Origin of the sequence: Corynebacterium sp. HMSC034E11, assembly GCF_001835905.1 — a bacterium.
Classification (GTDB): Bacteria; Actinomycetota; Actinomycetes; order Mycobacteriales; family Mycobacteriaceae; genus Corynebacterium; species Corynebacterium coyleae.
Genome location: NZ_KV826417.1, coordinates 88,390 through 107,414, shown reverse-complemented (window position 1 = coordinate 107,414; position 19,025 = coordinate 88,390). Strand labels below are relative to the sequence as shown.

Annotated in this window: 17 protein-coding genes; 3 read left to right on the top strand and 14 right to left on the bottom strand. The window is 65.1% G+C overall.

Translation table 11 applies throughout. The features are described from left to right. Window positions 1–32: 32 nt before the first annotated feature. The 6 genes from HMPREF2690_RS10210 to HMPREF2690_RS10185 all read right to left on the bottom strand — a co-directional run bounded on the left by HMPREF2690_RS10210 (window position 33) and on the right by HMPREF2690_RS10185 (window position 7,144). A complete protein-coding gene (locus tag HMPREF2690_RS10210) occupies window positions 33–797 on the bottom strand; it encodes a type 1 glutamine amidotransferase (protein WP_070820820.1) in 765 nt (254 codons plus the stop codon). Beyond that, window positions 790–2,076: a Mur ligase family protein gene (locus HMPREF2690_RS10205; RefSeq protein ID WP_070820819.1), complete on the bottom strand. Its 1,287-nt coding sequence runs from the start codon at window positions 2,074–2,076 to the stop codon at window positions 790–792. Before HMPREF2690_RS10205 ends, HMPREF2690_RS10210 begins: the two co-directional genes overlap by 8 nt. Before the next feature lie 10 nt (window positions 2,077–2,086). Continuing rightward, window positions 2,087–3,070, bottom strand: a complete 984-nt coding sequence (locus HMPREF2690_RS10200) for an exonuclease domain-containing protein (protein WP_070820818.1) — start codon at window positions 3,068–3,070, stop codon at window positions 2,087–2,089. A gap of 13 nt (window positions 3,071–3,083) precedes the next feature. After that, on the bottom strand, window positions 3,084–4,295 hold the full coding sequence (locus HMPREF2690_RS12295) for a hypothetical protein (protein WP_070820817.1): 1,212 nt from the start codon (window positions 4,293–4,295) through the stop codon (window positions 3,084–3,086). Between the two features lie 59 nt (window positions 4,296–4,354). Next, window positions 4,355–6,166, bottom strand: coding sequence for a 2-isopropylmalate synthase (leuA, locus tag HMPREF2690_RS10190; protein WP_070820816.1), 1,812 nt, complete (start codon window positions 6,164–6,166; stop codon window positions 4,355–4,357). A 147-nt stretch (window positions 6,167–6,313) separates the two neighbouring features. After that, window positions 6,314–7,144, bottom strand: coding sequence for a DMT family transporter (locus HMPREF2690_RS10185; RefSeq protein WP_070820815.1), 831 nt, complete (start codon window positions 7,142–7,144; stop codon window positions 6,314–6,316). A 91-nt stretch (window positions 7,145–7,235) separates the two neighbouring features. Between HMPREF2690_RS10185 and HMPREF2690_RS10180 the strand changes: the two genes are divergently transcribed. Next, the gene (locus HMPREF2690_RS10180) at window positions 7,236–8,501 is read left to right on the top strand and encodes an aspartate kinase (RefSeq protein ID WP_070614347.1); all 1,266 of its coding nucleotides are present in this window, start codon (window positions 7,236–7,238) and stop codon (window positions 8,499–8,501) included. A gap of 12 nt (window positions 8,502–8,513) precedes the next feature. Beyond that, complete coding sequence (locus tag HMPREF2690_RS10175; RefSeq protein WP_070820814.1) at window positions 8,514–9,542, top strand: aspartate-semialdehyde dehydrogenase; 1,029 nt, start codon at window positions 8,514–8,516, stop codon at window positions 9,540–9,542. Between the two features lie 3 nt (window positions 9,543–9,545). Here the strand turns inward: HMPREF2690_RS10175 and HMPREF2690_RS10170 are convergent, their stop codons facing one another. The 8 genes from HMPREF2690_RS10170 to HMPREF2690_RS10135 are packed head-to-tail and all read right to left on the bottom strand — an operon-like array spanning window position 9,546 to window position 17,432. Beyond that, a complete protein-coding gene (locus HMPREF2690_RS10170; RefSeq protein WP_070421571.1) occupies window positions 9,546–10,976 on the bottom strand; it encodes a YkvI family membrane protein in 1,431 nt (476 codons plus the stop codon). Window positions 10,977–10,985: 9 nt separating this feature from the next. Next, on the bottom strand, window positions 10,986–11,525 hold the full coding sequence (locus HMPREF2690_RS10165; RefSeq protein WP_070820813.1) for an RNA polymerase sigma factor: 540 nt from the start codon (window positions 11,523–11,525) through the stop codon (window positions 10,986–10,988). A gap of 12 nt (window positions 11,526–11,537) precedes the next feature. Next, complete coding sequence (locus tag HMPREF2690_RS10160; RefSeq protein WP_070820812.1) at window positions 11,538–11,849, bottom strand: Na+/H+ antiporter subunit G; 312 nt, start codon at window positions 11,847–11,849, stop codon at window positions 11,538–11,540. Further along, window positions 11,849–12,115: a cation:proton antiporter gene (locus HMPREF2690_RS10155; protein ID WP_070614343.1), complete on the bottom strand. Its 267-nt coding sequence runs from the start codon at window positions 12,113–12,115 to the stop codon at window positions 11,849–11,851. Before HMPREF2690_RS10155 ends, HMPREF2690_RS10160 begins: the two co-directional genes overlap by 1 nt. Next, window positions 12,116–12,553, bottom strand: coding sequence for a monovalent cation/H+ antiporter subunit E (locus HMPREF2690_RS10150; protein WP_070820811.1), 438 nt, complete (start codon window positions 12,551–12,553; stop codon window positions 12,116–12,118). It abuts the gene before it with no gap. Then, the gene (locus HMPREF2690_RS10145) at window positions 12,553–14,058 is read right to left on the bottom strand and encodes a monovalent cation/H+ antiporter subunit D family protein (RefSeq protein WP_070820810.1); all 1,506 of its coding nucleotides are present in this window, start codon (window positions 14,056–14,058) and stop codon (window positions 12,553–12,555) included. The genes HMPREF2690_RS10150 and HMPREF2690_RS10145 overlap by 1 nt, the downstream gene beginning before the upstream one ends. Then, window positions 14,058–14,519: a cation:proton antiporter subunit C gene (locus HMPREF2690_RS10140; RefSeq protein WP_070570765.1), complete on the bottom strand. Its 462-nt coding sequence runs from the start codon at window positions 14,517–14,519 to the stop codon at window positions 14,058–14,060. Before HMPREF2690_RS10140 ends, HMPREF2690_RS10145 begins: the two co-directional genes overlap by 1 nt. A 3-nt stretch (window positions 14,520–14,522) precedes the next feature. After that, window positions 14,523–17,432 carry a DUF4040 family protein gene (locus HMPREF2690_RS10135; protein WP_070820809.1) on the bottom strand — a complete coding sequence of 970 codons (2,910 nt, stop codon included), beginning with the start codon at window positions 17,430–17,432 and terminating at the stop codon, window positions 14,523–14,525. A gap of 121 nt (window positions 17,433–17,553) precedes the next feature. Between HMPREF2690_RS10135 and HMPREF2690_RS10130 the strand changes: the two genes are divergently transcribed. After that, a complete protein-coding gene (locus tag HMPREF2690_RS10130) occupies window positions 17,554–18,948 on the top strand; it encodes a hypothetical protein (protein WP_070820808.1) in 1,395 nt (464 codons plus the stop codon). The last annotated feature ends 77 nt before the right edge of the window (window positions 18,949–19,025 follow it).

Here is a 19,025-nt window from a genome sequence, read left to right as displayed (position 1 = left end):
TGAAAAACACCAACCGCGGGGCAATGGACCAACTATTTGGCGAGGCGTTCCCGACGTAGTTGGGCAACATCCTCGAGATCAAGCGGAGCCAACTCCGCAAGCGGCACGTCCAGCGCGCGTGCAATGAGCAAATCCGCCAACTGCGGGTTTCGCGCGAGCGCCGGACCGTGCATGTATGTGGCGATCACGCTGCCCTGCACCACGCCATCCACCTTCGCGCCAGTGGTCGCAGCGGTGCCCGCAGCACCGGCACTAGCGCCATCACCGGCACCGTTGCCGACGCCGCGCGTCACCACGCCCAGCGCCTGCGCCTCGGGGCCGAGCACGGTGGCGCCCATGTGGTTCTCAAAACCAGTTAGCGGCTCGGTCAGTTCGGCGGTGATGCCGGCCTGCGTCGGCTCGGACAGGAGTTCGCCCGTCGCGCGGGTATCCAACGGCGACGTGGTGATGTCCAGAAGCCCCACGCCCTCAACCTCCTCGCCATGCGCACGGAACGTATGTCCCAACACCTGCAAACCGGCGCACACCGCGAAGACCGGACGACCATCAGCGGCAGCCGCCTGCAGCCCCGGCGAGGCGTTCAGGCGGGCAGCGGCGATCAACTGGGCGGAGTCCTCGCCGCCGCCGAGGGTGTAGATGTCACAGGTGGCGGGGATGTCGTCGTTAAGTAAAAAGCGCTCGATGTGCACATCGATACCGCGCAGGCGCGCACGCTCACGCAACACCAACGCATTGCCGTCATCGCCGTACGTGCCCAACACGTCGGGCAACACAAGACCAATGGTGAGTTTAGGCACGGTAATCCTCCTGCTTCGACAGCGCGCGGCGCAGATTCAGCAACGCCGTGTAGTTGGCCAACACCTCCACGCGACCCGGAGGGCAGGCACGAATCGCCTCCACAGGGTCGGGGATGCGCTCGTGGTCAATGCCGCCGTACGTCAGGCGCACCGCAAGGTCAGTGGCGCGCTCGCCGGCGGCGACGACGTGGGTGTCGCCGAAATCCTCAAATTTGACGTCCCACAGCCACGAGACGTCCTCGCCGTCGCCCTGCTTGGCGTTGACGGCGATGACCACGCCGTCGGCGTCGCGGTCGATCATCGACAGCGCCTCCTGCCACCCGGCCGGGTTCTTGGCCAGCAGCAGGTGGATGTTGTGTTCGCCGAGGTGGACGGTGGTGTAGCGGCCGGCGACGTTGTCCACTTCGCTGGCGGCGCGCACGGCGTCGTCGAGCGGCACCCCGAAGGCTTCGACGGCGCACGCGATGGCTTGGGCGGCGTTGCCCCGGTTCGCGCGCCCGGGCAGTTTCAGGTCGAGCACCGCTGCGCCTTGCGGGGTTTGCAGGGCGTTGTCGGTGACGGTGTATTGCGGGGTGGGGCGGCGGAATTCGCGGCCGTCGGGGAGTTTTTCGACGGCGTACCAGTCCATATCGTCGTTGTTCGCGAGGGACGAGCGAACAACGTGCCCGCCGGAGCGTGGGTTGGTTACGGAGTCGCCGAGCCAGCCGGCGCCCGCGGCGACCCAGATGACGTTGGGGTGGTCGTAGGCGATCGAGGAGATGAGCACATCATCGCAATTAGCGACGACCACCGCATCCGGATGCGCCATCACCGCCCCACGTAGCGCGCGTTCGATGGAGTTGATCTCGCCGACGCGGTCTAATTGGTCGCGCGTGAGGTTCAGCAGGACGAACGCTTTCGGCTGCAGACGCTCGGCAACTTTGGGGACGTGCAGTTCGTCGCACTCGAGCACGATGGCCTCCGCGTCCTTGCCGGCGAGTAGGGCGGAGATGATGCCGGCGTCCATGTTGTCGCCGCCGTCATTGGTGGCCACGGTGTGTTTCGTGCGGACGGCGCCGGCGAGCATGCGTGTGGTGGTGGATTTGCCGTTGGTGCCGGTGACCAGCACGGTGGGGCGGCCGCCGCCGAGGGAGGCCATGATGTTTGGGTCGATCGCACCTGCCACGAGGCCGCCGATCATGCCGCCGGCGCCGCGTCCGGTGGCGCGGGAGGCTGCGGTGGCGAGGTTGGCTGCGGTCGTCGCTAGGCGTGCCCGGGCTCGGGAGATGGGTCCTTGCATGCGCACAAGGCTACTCTGCGGGGGTCATGTCTCCTAGTAGGCGGACGAATTCGTCGCCGGAGACGACGGGGATGTTTTTGCGGTCGGCGTGCATGGCTTTGCCGCGGAGTTCGGCGCCGTGGAGTTTGGCGTCGGAGACGGCGACGGAGGTTTCGCGGGTGAGTTTTTCGCGGTAGGTCAGGCCTGCGCGCATGGCGGCGTCGATGAGGTCGTCGGGGTTGCGGCTGATGTCGTCGGAGATGACGAATTCCATGCCGGGTTTGAGTCCGTCGTTGCTGAGTGTGCCGGGGTTTGCGGTGAGTGCGGGGGCTTTTTCGGCGTCGACGCGGATGGCGCTGCGTTGGAGGCCGAATTTGTCGCCTGTGAGGTCGGCGGGGTTGTAGGTGGCGGGGTTGTCGGCCATGTGGAGGTACATGGCGATGAGTTTGAGGGTTTGGTCGCGGGAGAAGTCGGCTTCGGGGGTTTGCGCGCGTTCGAGCGAGGCGGTGGCGGGTGGTGATGCGACGCCGATGAGGTTGGCGACTGCGTTGATGCGGGTGTCTGTGGGGATGTGGCCATTGCGTTGCGACGACGCCAGCACGTCCACAATCATCTCCGGCCGTGGCACGTGGCCGACGCGTTGGCGTCGTTTGTTGCCTCGGCCGCGGCGTGAGCGGTTGGCGCGGGCGGCGGCGTTCATGGCACGTTTCGCCTCGGAGACGATGAAGCCCCAGGTGGTGGGGGCGTCGTGGACGATGAGGGTGCGGCCGTCGAGAAGTTTGTCCAGTGTGCGCAGGTGGCGGGAGAAGCGTGGCGCTTGGGCGAAGTCGTGTGGGGTGAGGCCGTGGGTGTGGGCGGGGCCGGGGTCGGTGCCGGGGTTGATCACGGCGTGGAAGTCTTCGCCGATGCGGCCGGAGGCGTCGAAGGTGACTGCGTCGATGGTGAGCAGGCGTGCGGTGGCCGGGTGGATGCCGGTTGCCTGCACGAATACTGCGACGAAGGGGTAGTCACTCATTGTTCAGAGGGTACTACGGCTCGGTGACCTCATACAGTGGGCGGTCGAGCGGGGCGTTGGATCGGACTTTGAAGCCGCCGATGGAGTATTCGTATGGGCGTGGGTCGGGCGCCGGAGCAGGTGCGGGTGCGGGTGCGGGGGCAGGAGCCGGTGCTTGCTCTTGTGCCGGAGCGGGTGCGGGTGCGGGCGCGGGCGCCGGAGCGGGTGCGGGAGCGGGCGCGGGTGCCGGTACGGGCAGTTGCTGCTGCGGGGTGGGCACTCGCACGGCGGGGGCGCTTGGCGCGGGCGCTTCGGAAGGCTCGGGCGACTCCGACGCCTCCGACGGCTCCGAAGGCTCGGACGTCTCGGGCGTCTCCGACTCAGACGATTCCGACGATTCCGACGTGGTCGTGTTGGTGACGGTTTCGGGGAATGGGGAGACGGAGCGTTGGTCTTCGCGCCAGGATGCGCTGATCATGGCGGTGCCGACGACGGTGACGGCGACGGCGATGACGGCGGCGCCTGCGGCGACGAGTCGGCTGGCGACGCTGCTGCGGCCTGCGGTGTCGAGTTCGGCGTTGTCTTCGGTGTCGGCTGCGAGGGCTGCGGCTTCGGCGTCGACGGTGGCGAAGAATCCGGTGTCGTCTTCGCGCGGCAGGGCGGGCAAGAATGGCAGGGGTGAGATGTTGAGGTCGCCGGTGTGGGGTGCGGCGTCGATGGTCAGCGTGTGGCCGTCGGCGGTGCCGCGGGCGACGATGGTGAGGTCGCGCGCGGTGAGGTCGGCGATTGTGTCGGCAAGCTCCGGGGCCTCTAGCTTTGCGACGACCCGCCCATCGACCGACACGTCCCCATCCGGAGCAATGACGGCGAGGACTTGGGTGGGGTGTTGGTCGGTTCCGTATGGGCCCACCGCGTAGGTCTGGCCGCTGGGGAGGAGGACCCAGGGGGCGCGGGGTGGTTCGTTGGTGGGGATGGACAGGCTTGGGACGGCGAGGTCGAGGACGATGTCGTTGCCGTCGATACGCGCGCGCACTTGGGGTGCGAAGCCGTGGCGGGCGATGTGGTCGAGGTCGGCGCGGCGTCCGGCGCTGAGTGTGCCAACCACGGCGTCACCGTGCAGTACCTCGAACCCGCCTCGGTCGAGGGGGTTGAGGGTGGCGGTGAAGGGGGTGGCGGTGGAGTCGTCGATACGCGGTTGCTCGATGGGGACGTCAAATCCGCCACCGGGTACCGCGTACGTTCGCATCCGTCCTCCTCACCGCCTGTAAAGGTGTGCCCAAGTATAGACCTCTTGGGCAGGGCGGCCTAGTTCTTGACGTAGGAGCGGTTCACAGCCGACACGATCGCTTCAAGCGAGGCACGTGTGGTGGAGCCGGCAATGCCTACGCCCCAGGCGGAGGTGCCGTCGACGTCGGCGTAGATGTAGCAGGCTGCGTCGGCGTCGTCACCTGCGGTGCGGGCGCGCTGCGAGTAGTCCTGCACTTCGAAGTCGATGCCGATGTGCTCGAGTGCGTTGGCGAACGCCGCGATGGGGCCGTTGCCGGAGCCTTGCACTTCTCGACGAGCCCCCTCGTACGACACCACCGCCGACACGCGCGTGTCTTCGCCTTCTTCTTCGGCGGCGTCGATGCGGTAGGACGCCAGGTCCAGCGGCTCGGCCAAGTCGAGGTACGTCTGGGCGAAGATGTCCCACATGTTCTTGGAGTTGACTTCGCCGCCTTCGGAGTCGGTGATGTTTTGCACCACGGCGGAGAACTCGGGCTGCATGGCGCGGGGCATGTTGATGCCGTGGTCGGTCTTCATGATGTAGGCAACGCCGCCCTTGCCGGATTGGGAGTTGACGCGGATGACGGCTTCGTAGGTGCGGCCGACGTCCTTCGGGTCGATTGGCAGGTAGGGCACTTCCCAGGTGGTGTCGCGCAGTTCGTCCCAGGTGACGTCTTCGCTGGTGGCGTCGGGGCGCACGGTTTGGGCGAGCGCGTCGAGGCCTTTGTTAATGGCGTCTTGGTGGGAGCCGGAGAATGCGGTGAAGACGAGGTCGCCGCCGTACGGGTGGCGTTCGGGTACGCGCAGTTGGTTGCAGTATTCGACGACGTCGCGGATGCGGGTGATGTCGGAGAAGTCGATTTGGGGGTCGACGCCTTGGGTGAGCATGTTCAGGCCGAGGGTGATCAGGTCGACGTTGCCGGTGCGCTCGCCGTTGCCGAACAGGCAGCCTTCGATGCGGTCGCCGCCGGCGAGGTAGCCGAGTTCGGCTGCGGCAACGCCGGTGCCGCGGTCGTTGTGGGGGTGCAGTGACAAGATCACGGCCTCGCGGTTGGCCAGGTTGCGGTGCATCCATTCGATGGAGTCGGCGTAGACGTTGGGGGTGATCATTTCCACGGTGGCGGGCAGGTTGATGATCATCGGGTTGTCTGGCGTTGCGCCCATCTTTGCGACGACCGCGTCACAGACCTCCTTCGCAAACTCCAGCTCGGTGCCCGTGAATGATTCGGGGGAGTATTCCCAGCGCCAGTTGGTGTCGGGGTAGTCGGCGGCGATGGTTTTGATCAGTTCGGCGGCGTCGGTGGCCAGGGCCTTGATCTGGTCGCGGTCCTTGCGGAACACCACGCGGCGTTGCAGTTTGGAGGTGGAGTTGTAGAAGTGGACGATGACGTTCTTCGCGCCTGCGCAGGCTTCGAACGTGCGGCGGATCAGGTGCTCGCGGGCTTGGACGAGGACCTGGATGGTGACGTCGTCGGGAATCATGTCCTTTTCGATGATCTCGCGCACGAAATCAAAGTCCGTCTGCGATGCGGAGGGGAAGCCGACCTCGATCTCCTTGAAGCCCATTTCCACCAGCAGGTTGAACATGCGGCGCTTGCGTTCGGGGCTCATTGGGTCGATCAGGGCCTGGTTGCCGTCGCGCAGGTCAACCGCGCACCACTGTGGCGCGTGCGTGATTTTCTTGTCGGGCCAGGTGCGGTCCGGCAGGGTGATGTCTTCTACCTCTTGGGCGAACGTCAGGTAGCGCTCGACTGGCATTTGGGAGCCGCGCTGCTTGTTCCAGGCGGGTTGGCCTTCGTTGCGTGGGCCGGAGGGGGTTTGGATTTCGCGGGGTGCAAAGAAGTCGGACATTGTTGGGTTCCTTCATTGTCGGGGGTGGGGGTGTCCACGGCCGGCAATGAGAAACTCCGCGACGGGGTGCCGGCCGTGTTAGTGGGCCTGATTCCCGCCGCGGCGTAGAAGGAGAAGCGTCCGTTGCGACATGCGTCACACCCTACATCACTTTATGGAAACGCGTGTGAGGAACGCCGCCGAGATGAGCATCACGCCTATCGACGACCCCACCAGCACGTACCCAAGCACCGACTGGTGCCTGAAACTTTCGCCCAGCAACGTCAGGCTGAGCGAGAACGCCAGCAGGGGTTCGACGATCTTGGAGGCTGGCAGGGAGGTGGCCAGGTTGCCGGCGGCGAAGGCGTATTGCTGCACGATGGTGCCGGCGGTCGCCGCGACCAGCATCGCCCACAGTTGCCAGGAGGCGAGCAGGCCTGAGATGCCGCCGTGCACGAACGCGTCCACCGCCACTTTGGAGAACACGGCCTGGAAGCCGAACATGGCGCCGCAGATGATGCCGTCGATGAGTGCGCGGGTGTTGGGGCGTCGTCGAGAAGCAATGGCGAGGGCAAGTATCGAGACCACCGCGCCGACCCCCACCACGGTGACCCACTCCCAGGTCGCGGGCTCGCGCTCGCCGGGGATGGGGCGGCCGAACACGATCACACTCGCCACACTCGCGGTGAGGACGATCGCCCAAAACGCCTCCGCCTGGTGCATCCGGCGATGCTCCGCGCGCGCCGAAAACACCAGCGTGAGCATGAGGGAGAGCGCCAGGATCGGCTGCACTACCAGCAGGGTGCCAAACGCTAACGCCGCGGCCTGGAAACCGTAGGCGAGAAACGCCAGCCCCATCGACGCCCACCACGCCGGCCGACGCATGGACTTCACCACCGAACTGCCATCACGCATGATCCGGTGTCGCCACACGGTGCCCGCCGCCATCGTCGCCGCCGAAAGCAGCGCGAACACAACGGCGAGAAAAATACTATGCACGGTGAATGATATTAGCGAGAGACGCCAACCAACGCTTTTGGGACGCTATTCTTGACCGTTGGAATGCACGAAGGATCCGTGGGAGGCTGACATGGCACTGATTGTCCAGAAATACGGAGGATCTTCGTTAGAAAGCGCCGAGCGCATCAACGCGGTCGCCCGGCGCATTGTGGAGACGCGCCGGGCAGGAAACGATGTGGTGGTGGTCTGCTCGGCAATGGGTGACACCACCGACGAACTGCTCGACCTGGCAGCACAGGTCAACCCGAACCCGCCGGCACGCGAGATGGACATGCTGCTCACCGCAGGCGAGCGCATCTCCAACTCGCTGGTTGCCATGGCGGTCGACGCGCTGGGGGAGAAGGTGCAGTCCTTTACCGGCTCCCAGGCCGGCGTGATCACCACGGAGCGCCACGGCAACGCCCGCATCATCGAGGTCACGCCCGGGCGTGTGAAGGAAGCAATCGACGAGGGCAACATCGCCATCGTCGCCGGCTTCCAGGGCGTGAACCGTGAAACGAAGGACGTCACCACGCTTGGCCGCGGCGGCTCCGACACCACCGCCGTCGCGCTCGCCGCCGCATTGAACGCCGACGAGTGCGAGATCTACTCGGACGTCGACGGCGTCTACACCGCAGACCCGCGCATCGTGGCCGACGCCCGCAAACTGGACAAGCTCTGCTTCGAGGAGATGCTCGAGCTGGCCGCCAGCGGTTCCAAAATTCTTGTACTGCGCAGCGTCGAGTACGCGCGTGCCTTTAACGTGCCCCTGCGGGTGCGCTCGTCTTACAGCAACGACACCGGCACCCTGGTCGCCGGAGCATTGGAGGATATCCCCATGGAAGAAGCAGTTCTCACCGGTGTGGCCACCGACGATTCGGAAGGCAAGATCACCATCCTGGGCATCACCGACGAGGTGGGCGAGGCCGCCAAGGTGTTCCGCGCGCTCGCGGACGCTGAGGTGAACATCGACATGGTGATCCAGAACATCTCCAACATCGAGGACAACAAGACGGACATCACCTTCACCCTGCCGAAGGCCAGCGGCGCCGCCACCATGGAACTGCTGCGCGCCATGCAGGTCAACGAAGGTTGGGACGACATTACGTACGACGATGAGATCGGCAAGGTATCGCTCGTCGGCGCTGGTATGAAGTCTCACCCGGGCGTGACCGCTGATTTCTGCGACGCGCTGCGCGACGCGGGCATCAACATCGAGATGATCACCACCTCCGAGATTCGCATCACCGCCGTGGTGCGCAAGGCCGACGTGGCCGAGGCGGCGCGCGCGATCCACTCGAAGTTTGACCTCGGCGGCGACGAGCCGGCCGTGGTGTACGCAGGCACTGGACGTTAAGGAGTTTTGCACATGACCACGCTTGCTGTTGTTGGCGCGACTGGCCAGGTTGGCCGCGTGATGCGCGACATCCTCACCGAACGTAACTTCCCGGCGGATAAGGTGCGCTTCTTCGCGTCGCCGCGCTCTGCCGGCAAGACGATTGAGTTCCGCGGCGAGGACATCGTCGTCGAGGATCTGACCAAGGTCACGGAGGAGTCCGTCGCGGACGTCGACATTGCCTTGTTTTCCGCCGGTGGTTCCACGTCGCGCGAGTGGGCGCCCGTGTTCGCCGCAGCTGGTGCGACCGTGGTGGATAACTCCTCGGCGTGGCGCAAAGACACCGACGTCCCGCTCGTCGTGTCTGAGGTGAACCCGGAGACGGTGAAGAACTTGGCCAAGGGAATCATCGCCAACCCGAACTGCACCACCATGGCCGCGATGCCAGTGCTCAAGCCGCTTCACGACGAAGCCGGGCTGCGCACCCTTCGCGTCTCCTCCTACCAGGCCGTCTCCGGCTCGGGGCTTGCCGGCGTGGATACGTTGGCCAACCAGGTCGCCGAGTTGGGCGACCCGCACGTGCTGGTGCGTGACGGTGTGACCGACAAGAACAGCGATTTCGGCCCGTACGTCGCCCCGATCGCGTTCAACGCGCTGCCGATGGCGGGCTCGATTGTCGACGACGGCACCTTCGAAACTGACGAAGAACAAAAACTGCGCAACGAATCCCGCCGCATCCTGGACATCCCGGAACTCAAGGTCGCAGGCACCTGCGTGCGCATCCCGGTGTTCACGGGGCACACGATGGTGGTGCACGCGGAGTTTGAGAAGGAGATCACCCCGGAGCGCGCCGCCGAGGTGCTCGGAAACGCGCCGGGCGTGCGCGTCGTCGAGGTCCCGACCCCGCGTGAGGCAACGGGTATCGACGACTCCCTTGTCGGCCGCATCCGCCAGGACCAAACCATCGACGGCAACCGCGGCCTTGTGTTCGTGGTCTCCGGCGACAACCTGCGCAAGGGCGCCGCGCTGAACACGATCCAGATTGCGGAACTGCTGGTCTAGCCGCTAGAGGCGGCGCTCCTCTTCCTCACGCTCGGCGGCTTCGGCTGCCTCCTCGGCGGCGATCATGTCGTCGACGGTGCTGTCGTTCCACGGCTCGTCCGGGTTGGCCTTGTACTCCTCGGCCGACACGGGCTCCGTGTAGGAGATGTAGACCAGGTCGGAGGGGCTTTCGCGGTCTTCTTCGTCGTAGTCGATCTCGTCGTCGTCGAGAAGCTCTTGCGCAACTTCCTCCTCGAGTGCCTCGACGAGTTCCTCCTCATCCACGTTGGACTTGGACGTGATGTACTCGAGTTCGCGTTCCTCGTTCTTGGTAAAGCGCTCGCTCGGGTCCATCTTCTTGCGCGTCAGTTCGAGTGCGCGGCGGCGACGGTCGCCTTCCTTGCGCAGTTTCGGGATGCCGCGAAGCCACGCCAGGGTCATCACGGTGATCAGCAGGATGCCCAGGTAACCCAGGATCGGGTAGACGGTGGACACCAGCGACTGGAAGCCCACAAACGACAGCGCGAAGCCGATCAGGCAGGCGGCGACGAAGATGAGGCGGAATCGTTCTTCGCGGCCGCGGGCGAGGCGCTTGCCCAGGGCGTAGAACATGCTCAGCGAGGTGGCGAAGATCATGCCGAAGATGACCAGGGCCATGATGGTGCCCATGGTCGGGTTGAGGTCGGTGATCAGGGTGAGCAGCGGCATGTCGTCGCCTTCGACGGTCTCGATCTTCACCAGCAGCGACAGCGCCAGCAGGATCAGCATGACCAGGTAGCCCACGCCGCCCAGCAGGCCGCCGAGGCCAGCAGCGCGGGTGTCCAGTTGGTTACCGCCGATGACGATGGCCATGGACGTCACGCAGATGATGTTCAGGCCCGTGTAGTTCAGGGCGGCGACCCACCAATTCGGCAGTGACGTCTCCACGTTGGATGCGGCGATGTTGAGGGCGTCCCAGTCGGGGTGGCCGTTGACCAGGGTCCAGCCACAGCCGACGATGACGAAGATGAGCAGGAACGGGGTCAGCGCACCGATAGCGCCGGTGACCTTGTCCACGTCCAGCATGCCGAAGCCAAGCGTCATCAGCAGCATGAGCACCGCGCCGATCCACACGGGCAGGCCGAACTGTTGGTTGAGGTTGGCACCAGCACCGGCGAACATGACAAAGCCGATGGAGAACAGCGTCACAATGGTGGCGATGTCCAAGATCCAGCCCATGACTTTCGACGAAATCATGCCCAGCACTTCCATATGCTCCTTGGCTTGGAAGAACGAGCCGAGCTGGAGGATGGTTACGCCTGCGATCAGCATGAGGGCGGAGGAGAGGATCGCTCCCCACAGGCCCTGGGTGCCGAAGGCGGAAAAGTACAGCATGGCCTCCTGGCCGGACGCGAAGCCTGCGCCGACCACGGTGCCGATGAACGCGGCAGAGATAAGTAAGGCTTTTTTCAGCATGTAGATAATTTACTCGGTGCCAGCGATGATGTCGCGACGGGCCCGCGCAACCCGGGATCGGATGGTGCCCACGCGCACCCCTGCGATCTTCGCGGCTTCCTCGTAGGTATAGCCCAGGACCTGCGTTAATACGAGTGCTTCGCGGCGTTCGGCGGGGAGTTCGTCGAGAAGCGATCGCGCGTCGATGACGTCACCCCATGTGTTGGAGTTGTCGGGGCTGGGGTCGGAGGCGGCGACGGTTTCGTATTCGGCGGCGGACTTGCGGGGGCGTGCCATGTCGTGGCGGACGGAGTCGACCCAGGCACGCCGCGCGAGCGAGAGCAGCCACGTGCGGGCGGATGAGCGTGCCTGGAAGCGCGGCAGGGAGCCGAGGACGCGCAGGTAGGTCTCTTGGGTGAGGTCGTCGGCGTGTTGGGGGCCGGCGAGGTGGGCGAGCAGGCGCCACACGTCGTCTTGGGTGAGCCGGATGAATTCGGTGAGCGCGGCTTTGTCACCGCGGCCGGCGCGTAGCGCCAGTTCGGTGATGTAGCCTTCGTCGTTCCTGCTCACAACCTGTAGAGATTACAGTTTGTCGGACACCGTCACGCCGTAGAGGGAGCGGCCCATGATGAAGGAGGCGACGGAGCCGACGATCCAGACGCCGAGGATGGCCAGGATGGCGCGGATGAAGTCGTTGAGGTCGAAGCCGGTGGTGGACCAGGAGTAGATGAGTTTCGCGATGATCAGGATCGGAAACGCAATGACTACCAGGGGGCCGAGCAGGTTGACGCGGGTCAGCGCGTCGGGGGCGCGTAGTTGCAGGATGGTGGCTGCGATGACGCAGATGGTGGCCAGGATGACCAGGGCTGCGACGATGATTTCGTAAGCGGTCATTAGCGGCGTCCTCTCGAGATGATGCGGGCCATGGAGATCGTTGGGATCACGCCGCAGACGATGCCGGCGAGGATGGGGATCTCGTAGGCGATGGACGAGGTGTTCCACAGGGTCCAGACGAGGAAGATGGCGATCATGCCGTAGAAGACCATGTCGGCCATGACGGCGCGCGACAATTCGTCTTTGGTCAGGATGACCGCTGCAAGGGAGATGAGTAGGCAGATGGCCATGATGATGAGGCAGGCCTGCATGATGGTGACAAACATTTAGTTCATCCTTTCTGCGGGCGGGACGGTGTCGTCGTCAGGCGTGGGGCCTTGGTCGACGTAGGGCCCCCAGGTGACGGTTTTCGGGTCGATGGGGCTATTGCGTAGCGACGGCCGCACGTGTTCCTCCATATCCGCCAAGCCCGCGATGATGTCTTCCGGGTCGGAGCCGAACGCGGCTTGCACCAGCAGGGTGATGGGGCCGCCGGGCTCGATGGGGTGGCGCAGGCCCATGGAGAGGGTGCCTGGGGTGGCGGTGATGGAGGTGGTGAACCAGAACACTTCCCAGTCGGTGCGCAGGCGCATGGGGTAGTAGATGACGATCGGTTCGATTTTGGCAGCCGGGTTGAATGCCTTGAACACGGCGTCGAAGCCTGCGGCGAAGATTTCTTTGATGATCCAGCAGGTGTAGCCCGCGGCGTGGATGATGCCTCGCATTAGTTATCGCCTCCGATGGAGTCGTCGCCAAGTACGGCGCTGGTGTAGGCGTCGACGTTGAGTAGGTCGTCGACTGCGGTGGTGGTGATGTCCCACATTTGGCCGGCGAAGATGAACATGCCGAGTGAGAGGATCATGAGGACCGCGGACGGCAGCATGAAGCTCACGCGCACGTTGAGCGCTTCGGGGTAGTGCTGCATGGGTCGGCCCCAGAACACGCGTTGCCACAGGCGCATCATGGACAGCAGCGCGCCGAAGGAGGCGACGATGATGGCGGTGATGGCTACCCAGGAGCGCCAGTCGCCGGGTGTTGCAGCGGCGAGCACGATGGTGACTTTGCCGAAGATGCCGGAAAATGGCGGGAAGCCGACGATGGAGAATGCGCCGGCGACGAAGACCGCAGAGGTCCATGGGTCGCGCCGGGCGATGCCGGAGAGTTTGGCCATGGTACCGGTGCCGTAGGTTTCTTCGATCGCGCCGGAGTTGAGCACCAGGGCGGCGATGGTGATCATGTGGTGCAGGGTGTAGAGCAGGCCGGCGGCCAGGGCGTAGCGGGCGTCGTCGTTAGTGAATGCCAGCATGATGAGGATGAACGGCATGCCGTTGACCATCTGGTAGGCCAGCACGCGGCGCATGGTGGATTCCGCCAGGCCTGCGTAGCCGCCGATGATCATGGAGATGACCATGACCACAATCAGCAGGGTGTTCCAGCGTGGGTCCATGTCGAACATGATCACCCAGATGCGGAACAGCATGTAGACGGCGACCTTGGTGTGCAGGCCGGAGAACAGGCCCATCACCGCCGCCGACGTCGATGGGTAGGTGCGTGGCAGCCAGGTGTAGACGGGGAACACGCCCGCCTTGGCAGCAATCGCGATGACGACGATGCCGGCCGCCACCGTCGCCGGGCCGTTGCCCGCAGCCACACCTTGCAGGGAGGCGAGGTTGACCACGCCGGTCACGGCGTAGAGGTAGCCCACGCCGAGCACCAGCATTGTCGACGCCGCCAGGTTGACCAGCACGAACATACGCGCCGACAGCAGGCGGTGGCGAGTGCCCGACATGGCGATCAGGCCGTAGGAGGGCAGGAGGCAGACCTCGATCATGACGAAGAAGTTGAACAGGTCTGCGGTGAGCAGCGCGCCGCACACGCCGGTGATCAGTACGAGCGACAGGGGTGTGTAGAAGCGTGCTTGGGTTTCGCCGACGGTGATGGCGAACCAGTTGGAGGTCAGCGCCACGATCATGGTGGTCACGATCATCACCGCGGAGAACGTATCCGCGGCGAACGAGATGCCAACGCCGCCTTGGTACAGGCCGATGACGTGGGCGATCGTGCCGTGCTCAGCGGTGTAGAGGTAGAGCCACACGCCCATTGCCAGGTTGATCGCCGGGATGGCGATGGCAAGCGTGTTGTTGAGCTTCCTCCAGGGGCTCAGCGCCGTGACCGCGGAGACGATCAGCGGTAGCGCAACGAAGATAGGCAGGATTGCGTCGACGGCCATTAGTCTTTCACCTTCAGATCATCGTTGGTGACGTGGCTGATCTCGCGTGCGCGGATCTCTTCCAGCTTCTTGGGGTTGAGGCGCGCGTTGCGGCCGGCGGTGGACAGTGCGGAGGGGCTGAGCCACATCTTGGAGTAGCCGGCGTCGGTGCCGGTGGGTTGCTCGGCGGTGTCGTCGTTACGCCCGAGCGATGCGAGCATAAGCAGGATCGTGGTGGTTGCCATTGCGATGACGATGGCGGTCAGCACGAATGCCTGCGGCAACGGGTCGCCCATGTCTTCGAAGGGGACGCGGGAGGGGAATGCTTCGCCGCGCCAGGAGCCCACGCCTGCGGCGAGCAGGGTGAGGTTGGAGGCGTGGCCGAATAGGGACATGCCGAAGACGATGCGCACCATGCCGCGTTGGAGTACGAGGTAGACGGATCCCGCGACGAGAACCGCGATGGTAAGTGCCATGACCATGGGTTAAGGCTCCTTCGTGATGACCGGCTGCGGGTCGTGTGCCGGGTTGATCGGGTCGGGGTGTGCGTCCACCGGGTTTTCCGGCGGTAGCGGTTCGGGGATGGACGGCAGTGGGTTTTCGGCTTCGTCGCGCGAGTAGTCCAGGTCGGACAGGTCGGCGCCGGGGCGCAGGTAGCCGCCGAGTGCGTTGATGGCGGCGGTGACCATGCCGAGCACGGCGAGGTAGATGCCGAAGTCGAAGATGAGCGAGGTGGTCATGTGTTCGCCGGCGATCTCGCCGTGGATGGCGTACATGAAGCCGCCTTCGATGAATCCGAGGAAGCCGGAGGAGATCGCGATGATGATGCCCCAGCCGGTCAGGCGGATTGGGGTGAAGTTCTTCACCACGTCGGCATCCGAGCCGCGGGAGAGGTAGTTGATGGCGAATGCGGTTGCCATGACCAGAGCTGCGACGAAGCCGCCACCTGGTGCGGTGTGGCCGCGGAAGAAGATCAGTACCGACAGCACGACGAGCACTGGGGCGACAAGCGCGGCGGCCTTGCGCAGCGGGATGGAGTTCAACTGCGATTGGCCGAACGGGCGCGGGCGTGTGCCGGCTTCGAAGAGGTGGCGCGGCATGGAGGCAACCACGGCGGCGATGACCACGGCGGCCATGCCGAGCACGGAGAGTTCGCCGAGGGTATCGAATCCACGGAACTCCACGATGATCACTGCGACGATGTTGTCGGCACCGGTGACGTCGCCGCCTTCGGTGAGGTACCACTCGGCGAGTTCGGAGCGGCCGCGGCGGCCGGTCAGTCCGTAGACGCCGAAGAAGGCAACGACGCCGGCGAGCAGTGCGAATACAGCAGCAAGTGCTTTTCGACGAGGCTTTGTCTCCGGGAATACACGCGGCTGGTAGCGCAGCACGACCAGGATGACCACGACGGTGAGTGCCTCGACGAGGAACTGGGTCAGGGCCACGTCCGGGGCGCCGAGCATGAACATCTGCAGGGTCATGCCCACGCCCACGGTGCCCAGCAGTACGGCGGAGGCCAAGCGGGAGCGGGTGAACACCATGCCAAGGACCGACATGGCGATGATGGCGAATGGGATGAGGTCCCACCACACGTCGAGGCCTTCGGCGCGGTCGGCTGGGGTAACACCGTCGATGCCGTCGGTGAGGCCGATGACGCACAGGCCCATGGCGGTGACGGAGGCCAGCAGTGGGAAGAGGTGGCGCGACGGGTTGAAGCCGTCGGCCAGCTTGCCCAGTTGCTCGCCGAAGTCGGACAGGCCGCGGGTGAGACGGAAGAGGATGTCGGGGCCGTCGGCGGGCAGGAGTTGCTTGTTGCGCAGTGCTGCGAAGACGGGTTTGCGGAAGGCAACTGCGAAGATCACGCCGGCGATCAGAACGATCAGGGAGACGATGAACGGTGCGGTCAGGCCGTGCCAGATGGCCAGGTGGGTGGTGAAGGTGTCGTCGCCAGTAATTGCGCGCACGCCTGCGGAGACGGGGTTGTCCACCCAGAACAGCATGAACGGCAGGACGACGGACATCCAGCCCGGCAGGGCGGCCGGCAGCCAGAGGGCGACGGGGGCTTCGTGGACGTGCGACATGTCCTTCGGGCCGTCGACGAACGCGCCGAAGACAATCTTCAGCGAGTACAGGAACGTCAGGAACGCGGCGAACCCGGCGATGATCAAAAGAGCCATGCCGTAGGGCGCTTCGTGGAAGGCGTCGAGGATGGATTCCTTGGACACGAAGCCGAACAGCGGCGGCACCGCGGCCATGGAGGCGGCCGCGACCACGGTGGAGGCGAACGTGAACGGCATCTTGTCGTAAAGCTTGCCCAGACGTCGCATGTCGCGGGTGCCGGCCTCGTGGTCGACCACACCGATGAGCATGAACAGCGAGGACTTAAACAGTGCGTGCGCCAACGTGTGGGTCAGTGCGGCAGCCAGACCAATCGGGGAGCCAACACCGATGGCGGCGACGATCCAGCCCAGGTGCGACACAGTGGAGTAGGCGGTGAGGTGCTTCAGGTCCGTCTTGGTGATGGCGAAGCACGCCGACATGATCGCCGTGAACAGGCCGATGATGACCAGCAGGTAGTTCCATGCGGCGACGTCGTGGAAGATCGTGGAGAAGCGCAGCAGCAAGTACACGCCGGCCTTGACCACGGCGGCGGCGTGCAGGAACGCCGACACCGGGGTGGCGGCCGCCATGGCTTCCGGCAGCCAGAAGTGGAACGGGAACTGCGCGGCCTTGGTGAATGCGGAGAACGCGATGAGCAGCGCCACGACAACGGTGACGCGGTTGTCGCCCCACACGTCCGCGGCCAAAATGCCCGCAAGGCGCGTCGTGCCTGCCTGGATGGAGGCGACCGCAAGGCCCGCCAAAAGCGTCAGGCCACCGAAGAACGTCAGGATCAGGGTGCGGTACGAGCCGGCCTCGCCGGACGAGCCGGAGCGGGCGATCAGCATGAACGACGCGATGGAGACGAGCTCCCAGGCGATGAAGAGCAGCACGGCGTCGTCGGCAAGCACAAGCAACAGCACGGACAGCGTGAAGGCCGTCATGATGGTGTAGAAACTCGTGTTGCCTTGCCTTGCGGGCAGGTAGGCGGCGGAGTAGACGAACACCACGCCGCCGATGACCAGCGCAAGCAGTGCGAAGAAGATGCCTAAGCCGTCGGCGCGCAGAGCGAACTCGATCGCGGAGCCGGTACCCATCACATCGCGCGCCCACACAAACGACCACGTCAGGTCGTTGCCTTGGGAAACGTCGGTGAAGTTGGTGCCCAGCACACCTGCGGCAGCGAACAGTAGTGCTGCGAGCGGGTACCCGGCTTTCCTGTCCATGACTCGCACCAGCAGCGGTGAAAGCACCACCGTTGCTGCAACGAGCCCGATGACGAGGGGGAGAGTCATGGTGAACCCTTTTCAAAGGTTTGTAAGGGATTGGCAATGAACGTTAAAGACAGTATCAAGCTGTATAAGCGGGCGGTGCGCCTCCCGCAGAACGCATGTGACTGGTGATAAGAACAGTTGCATGAAATCGGACAACGCGTTGCGGTTGGTGTGTGCTCTGTTAGCGCTGGTGGTTGGCGTGTTTATGCCGTTGTCCCCGGCGTCCACGTGGGCGAACGCCGCGCGCGATGCGGAGGTGTCCGGCGCCCCGCAGGTTGGTGCGGACAACCTTGGGGACGCGCGCCGTGCAGCCGGTGAGGCGGGCCAGCAGGCGAAGGTGCTCAAGGAAGGTGCCGGCAAGTTGGCAGAAGGCGTTGGTGAGGCGCAGGGCCAGACCCAGCAGCTTCTCGACGCCCTCGCCGCCGCCCAGACCGGCTCCCAGCAGTTGTCCGACGGCATGGTGCAACTCCAGGCAGGCACCGGACAGTTGGGAGCGGGCGCGACCCAGTTAGCGGATTCCATCGGCGAGGTAGTCAACCAGGTCACCGGTTTTGAGGCGGTGCGCGGCCAGGTGGTCGGCGCGATTGACCGCTCGCTCGCCGAGTTGAAGGACGCGAAGGATCCGGATGCGGTCCAGGCCCGCGACTCGCTCAAGGGTCTGCGTGAGCAAGCCCAGACCGCCCAGTTGCCGCCGGATGTGGTGGCGAAGATGAACCAACTGCGCGATGGTTCCCGCGACCTTGCCAACCAACTCGCTGTCCCGGGCTACGGGTACCACGACGGTATATATACAGCCACCAACGGTGCTGCCGAGTTGGCCGCGGGCCTGCGCGAGTTGCAGGGGCAGACCGCACAGGCCACCGGTGGCATCGACGAGTTGGTCGCCGGCGTGCAAAAGATCGACCAGATGGCCGGCATGAACGCTGACAAGGTGTCTGCGGTGCGCGCAGCCCTTCCGGTGCCGGCAGTCGCGCCGGGCACCCCGGGTGCGGAGCAGACCGGATCGACGCTTGCGCCTATTGCCGCGATGCTGCTCGCCGCGATGGCGGTGCTGGGCGGTACGGCGCTCGCAGCAGCATTTTGCCTATCGACGCGCACCCGCCGGTGGATCATCCTCCCCGGCGCAATCGTTATCGCGGCGGCCGGCACCATCCTGGCCGGTGTCCTCGGCGCGGGCTTCGGCGCGCAGGAGTATGCAGTGGTGGCTGCTGGCCTGCTCGCCGGTGCGCTGGCATCCGCGGGGCTTGCTGCGGTACTGATGCGCCTGTGTGGCCCTGCGATCGGGTTGGGGGTCGCCGCGGTGGTCGCGCTGGCGCAGACTGGCCTCGTCGGCTGGGTATGGCGGACCGCTACCACCGCACAGGTGGACGCGGTGTGGGCAGCGCTGTCGCAGGCAGCGCCCATGCACTGGGCGTCGACTGCGGTGTCCGCCGCCGGCAATGGTGGCGACTACCGTGGTGTGGTCGCCGCACTGCTGCTGTCCGCGTTGCTCGCCGCAGCGGGGCTGGCGGGGGTATGGCGCCGATCCGCCGAGTAAACCGCCACCTAGACACGCGTCCGGTACGCCTCTAAAATGTGATGTCATCTATTGCCTAGCTGTTCCAGCTAGGCAAA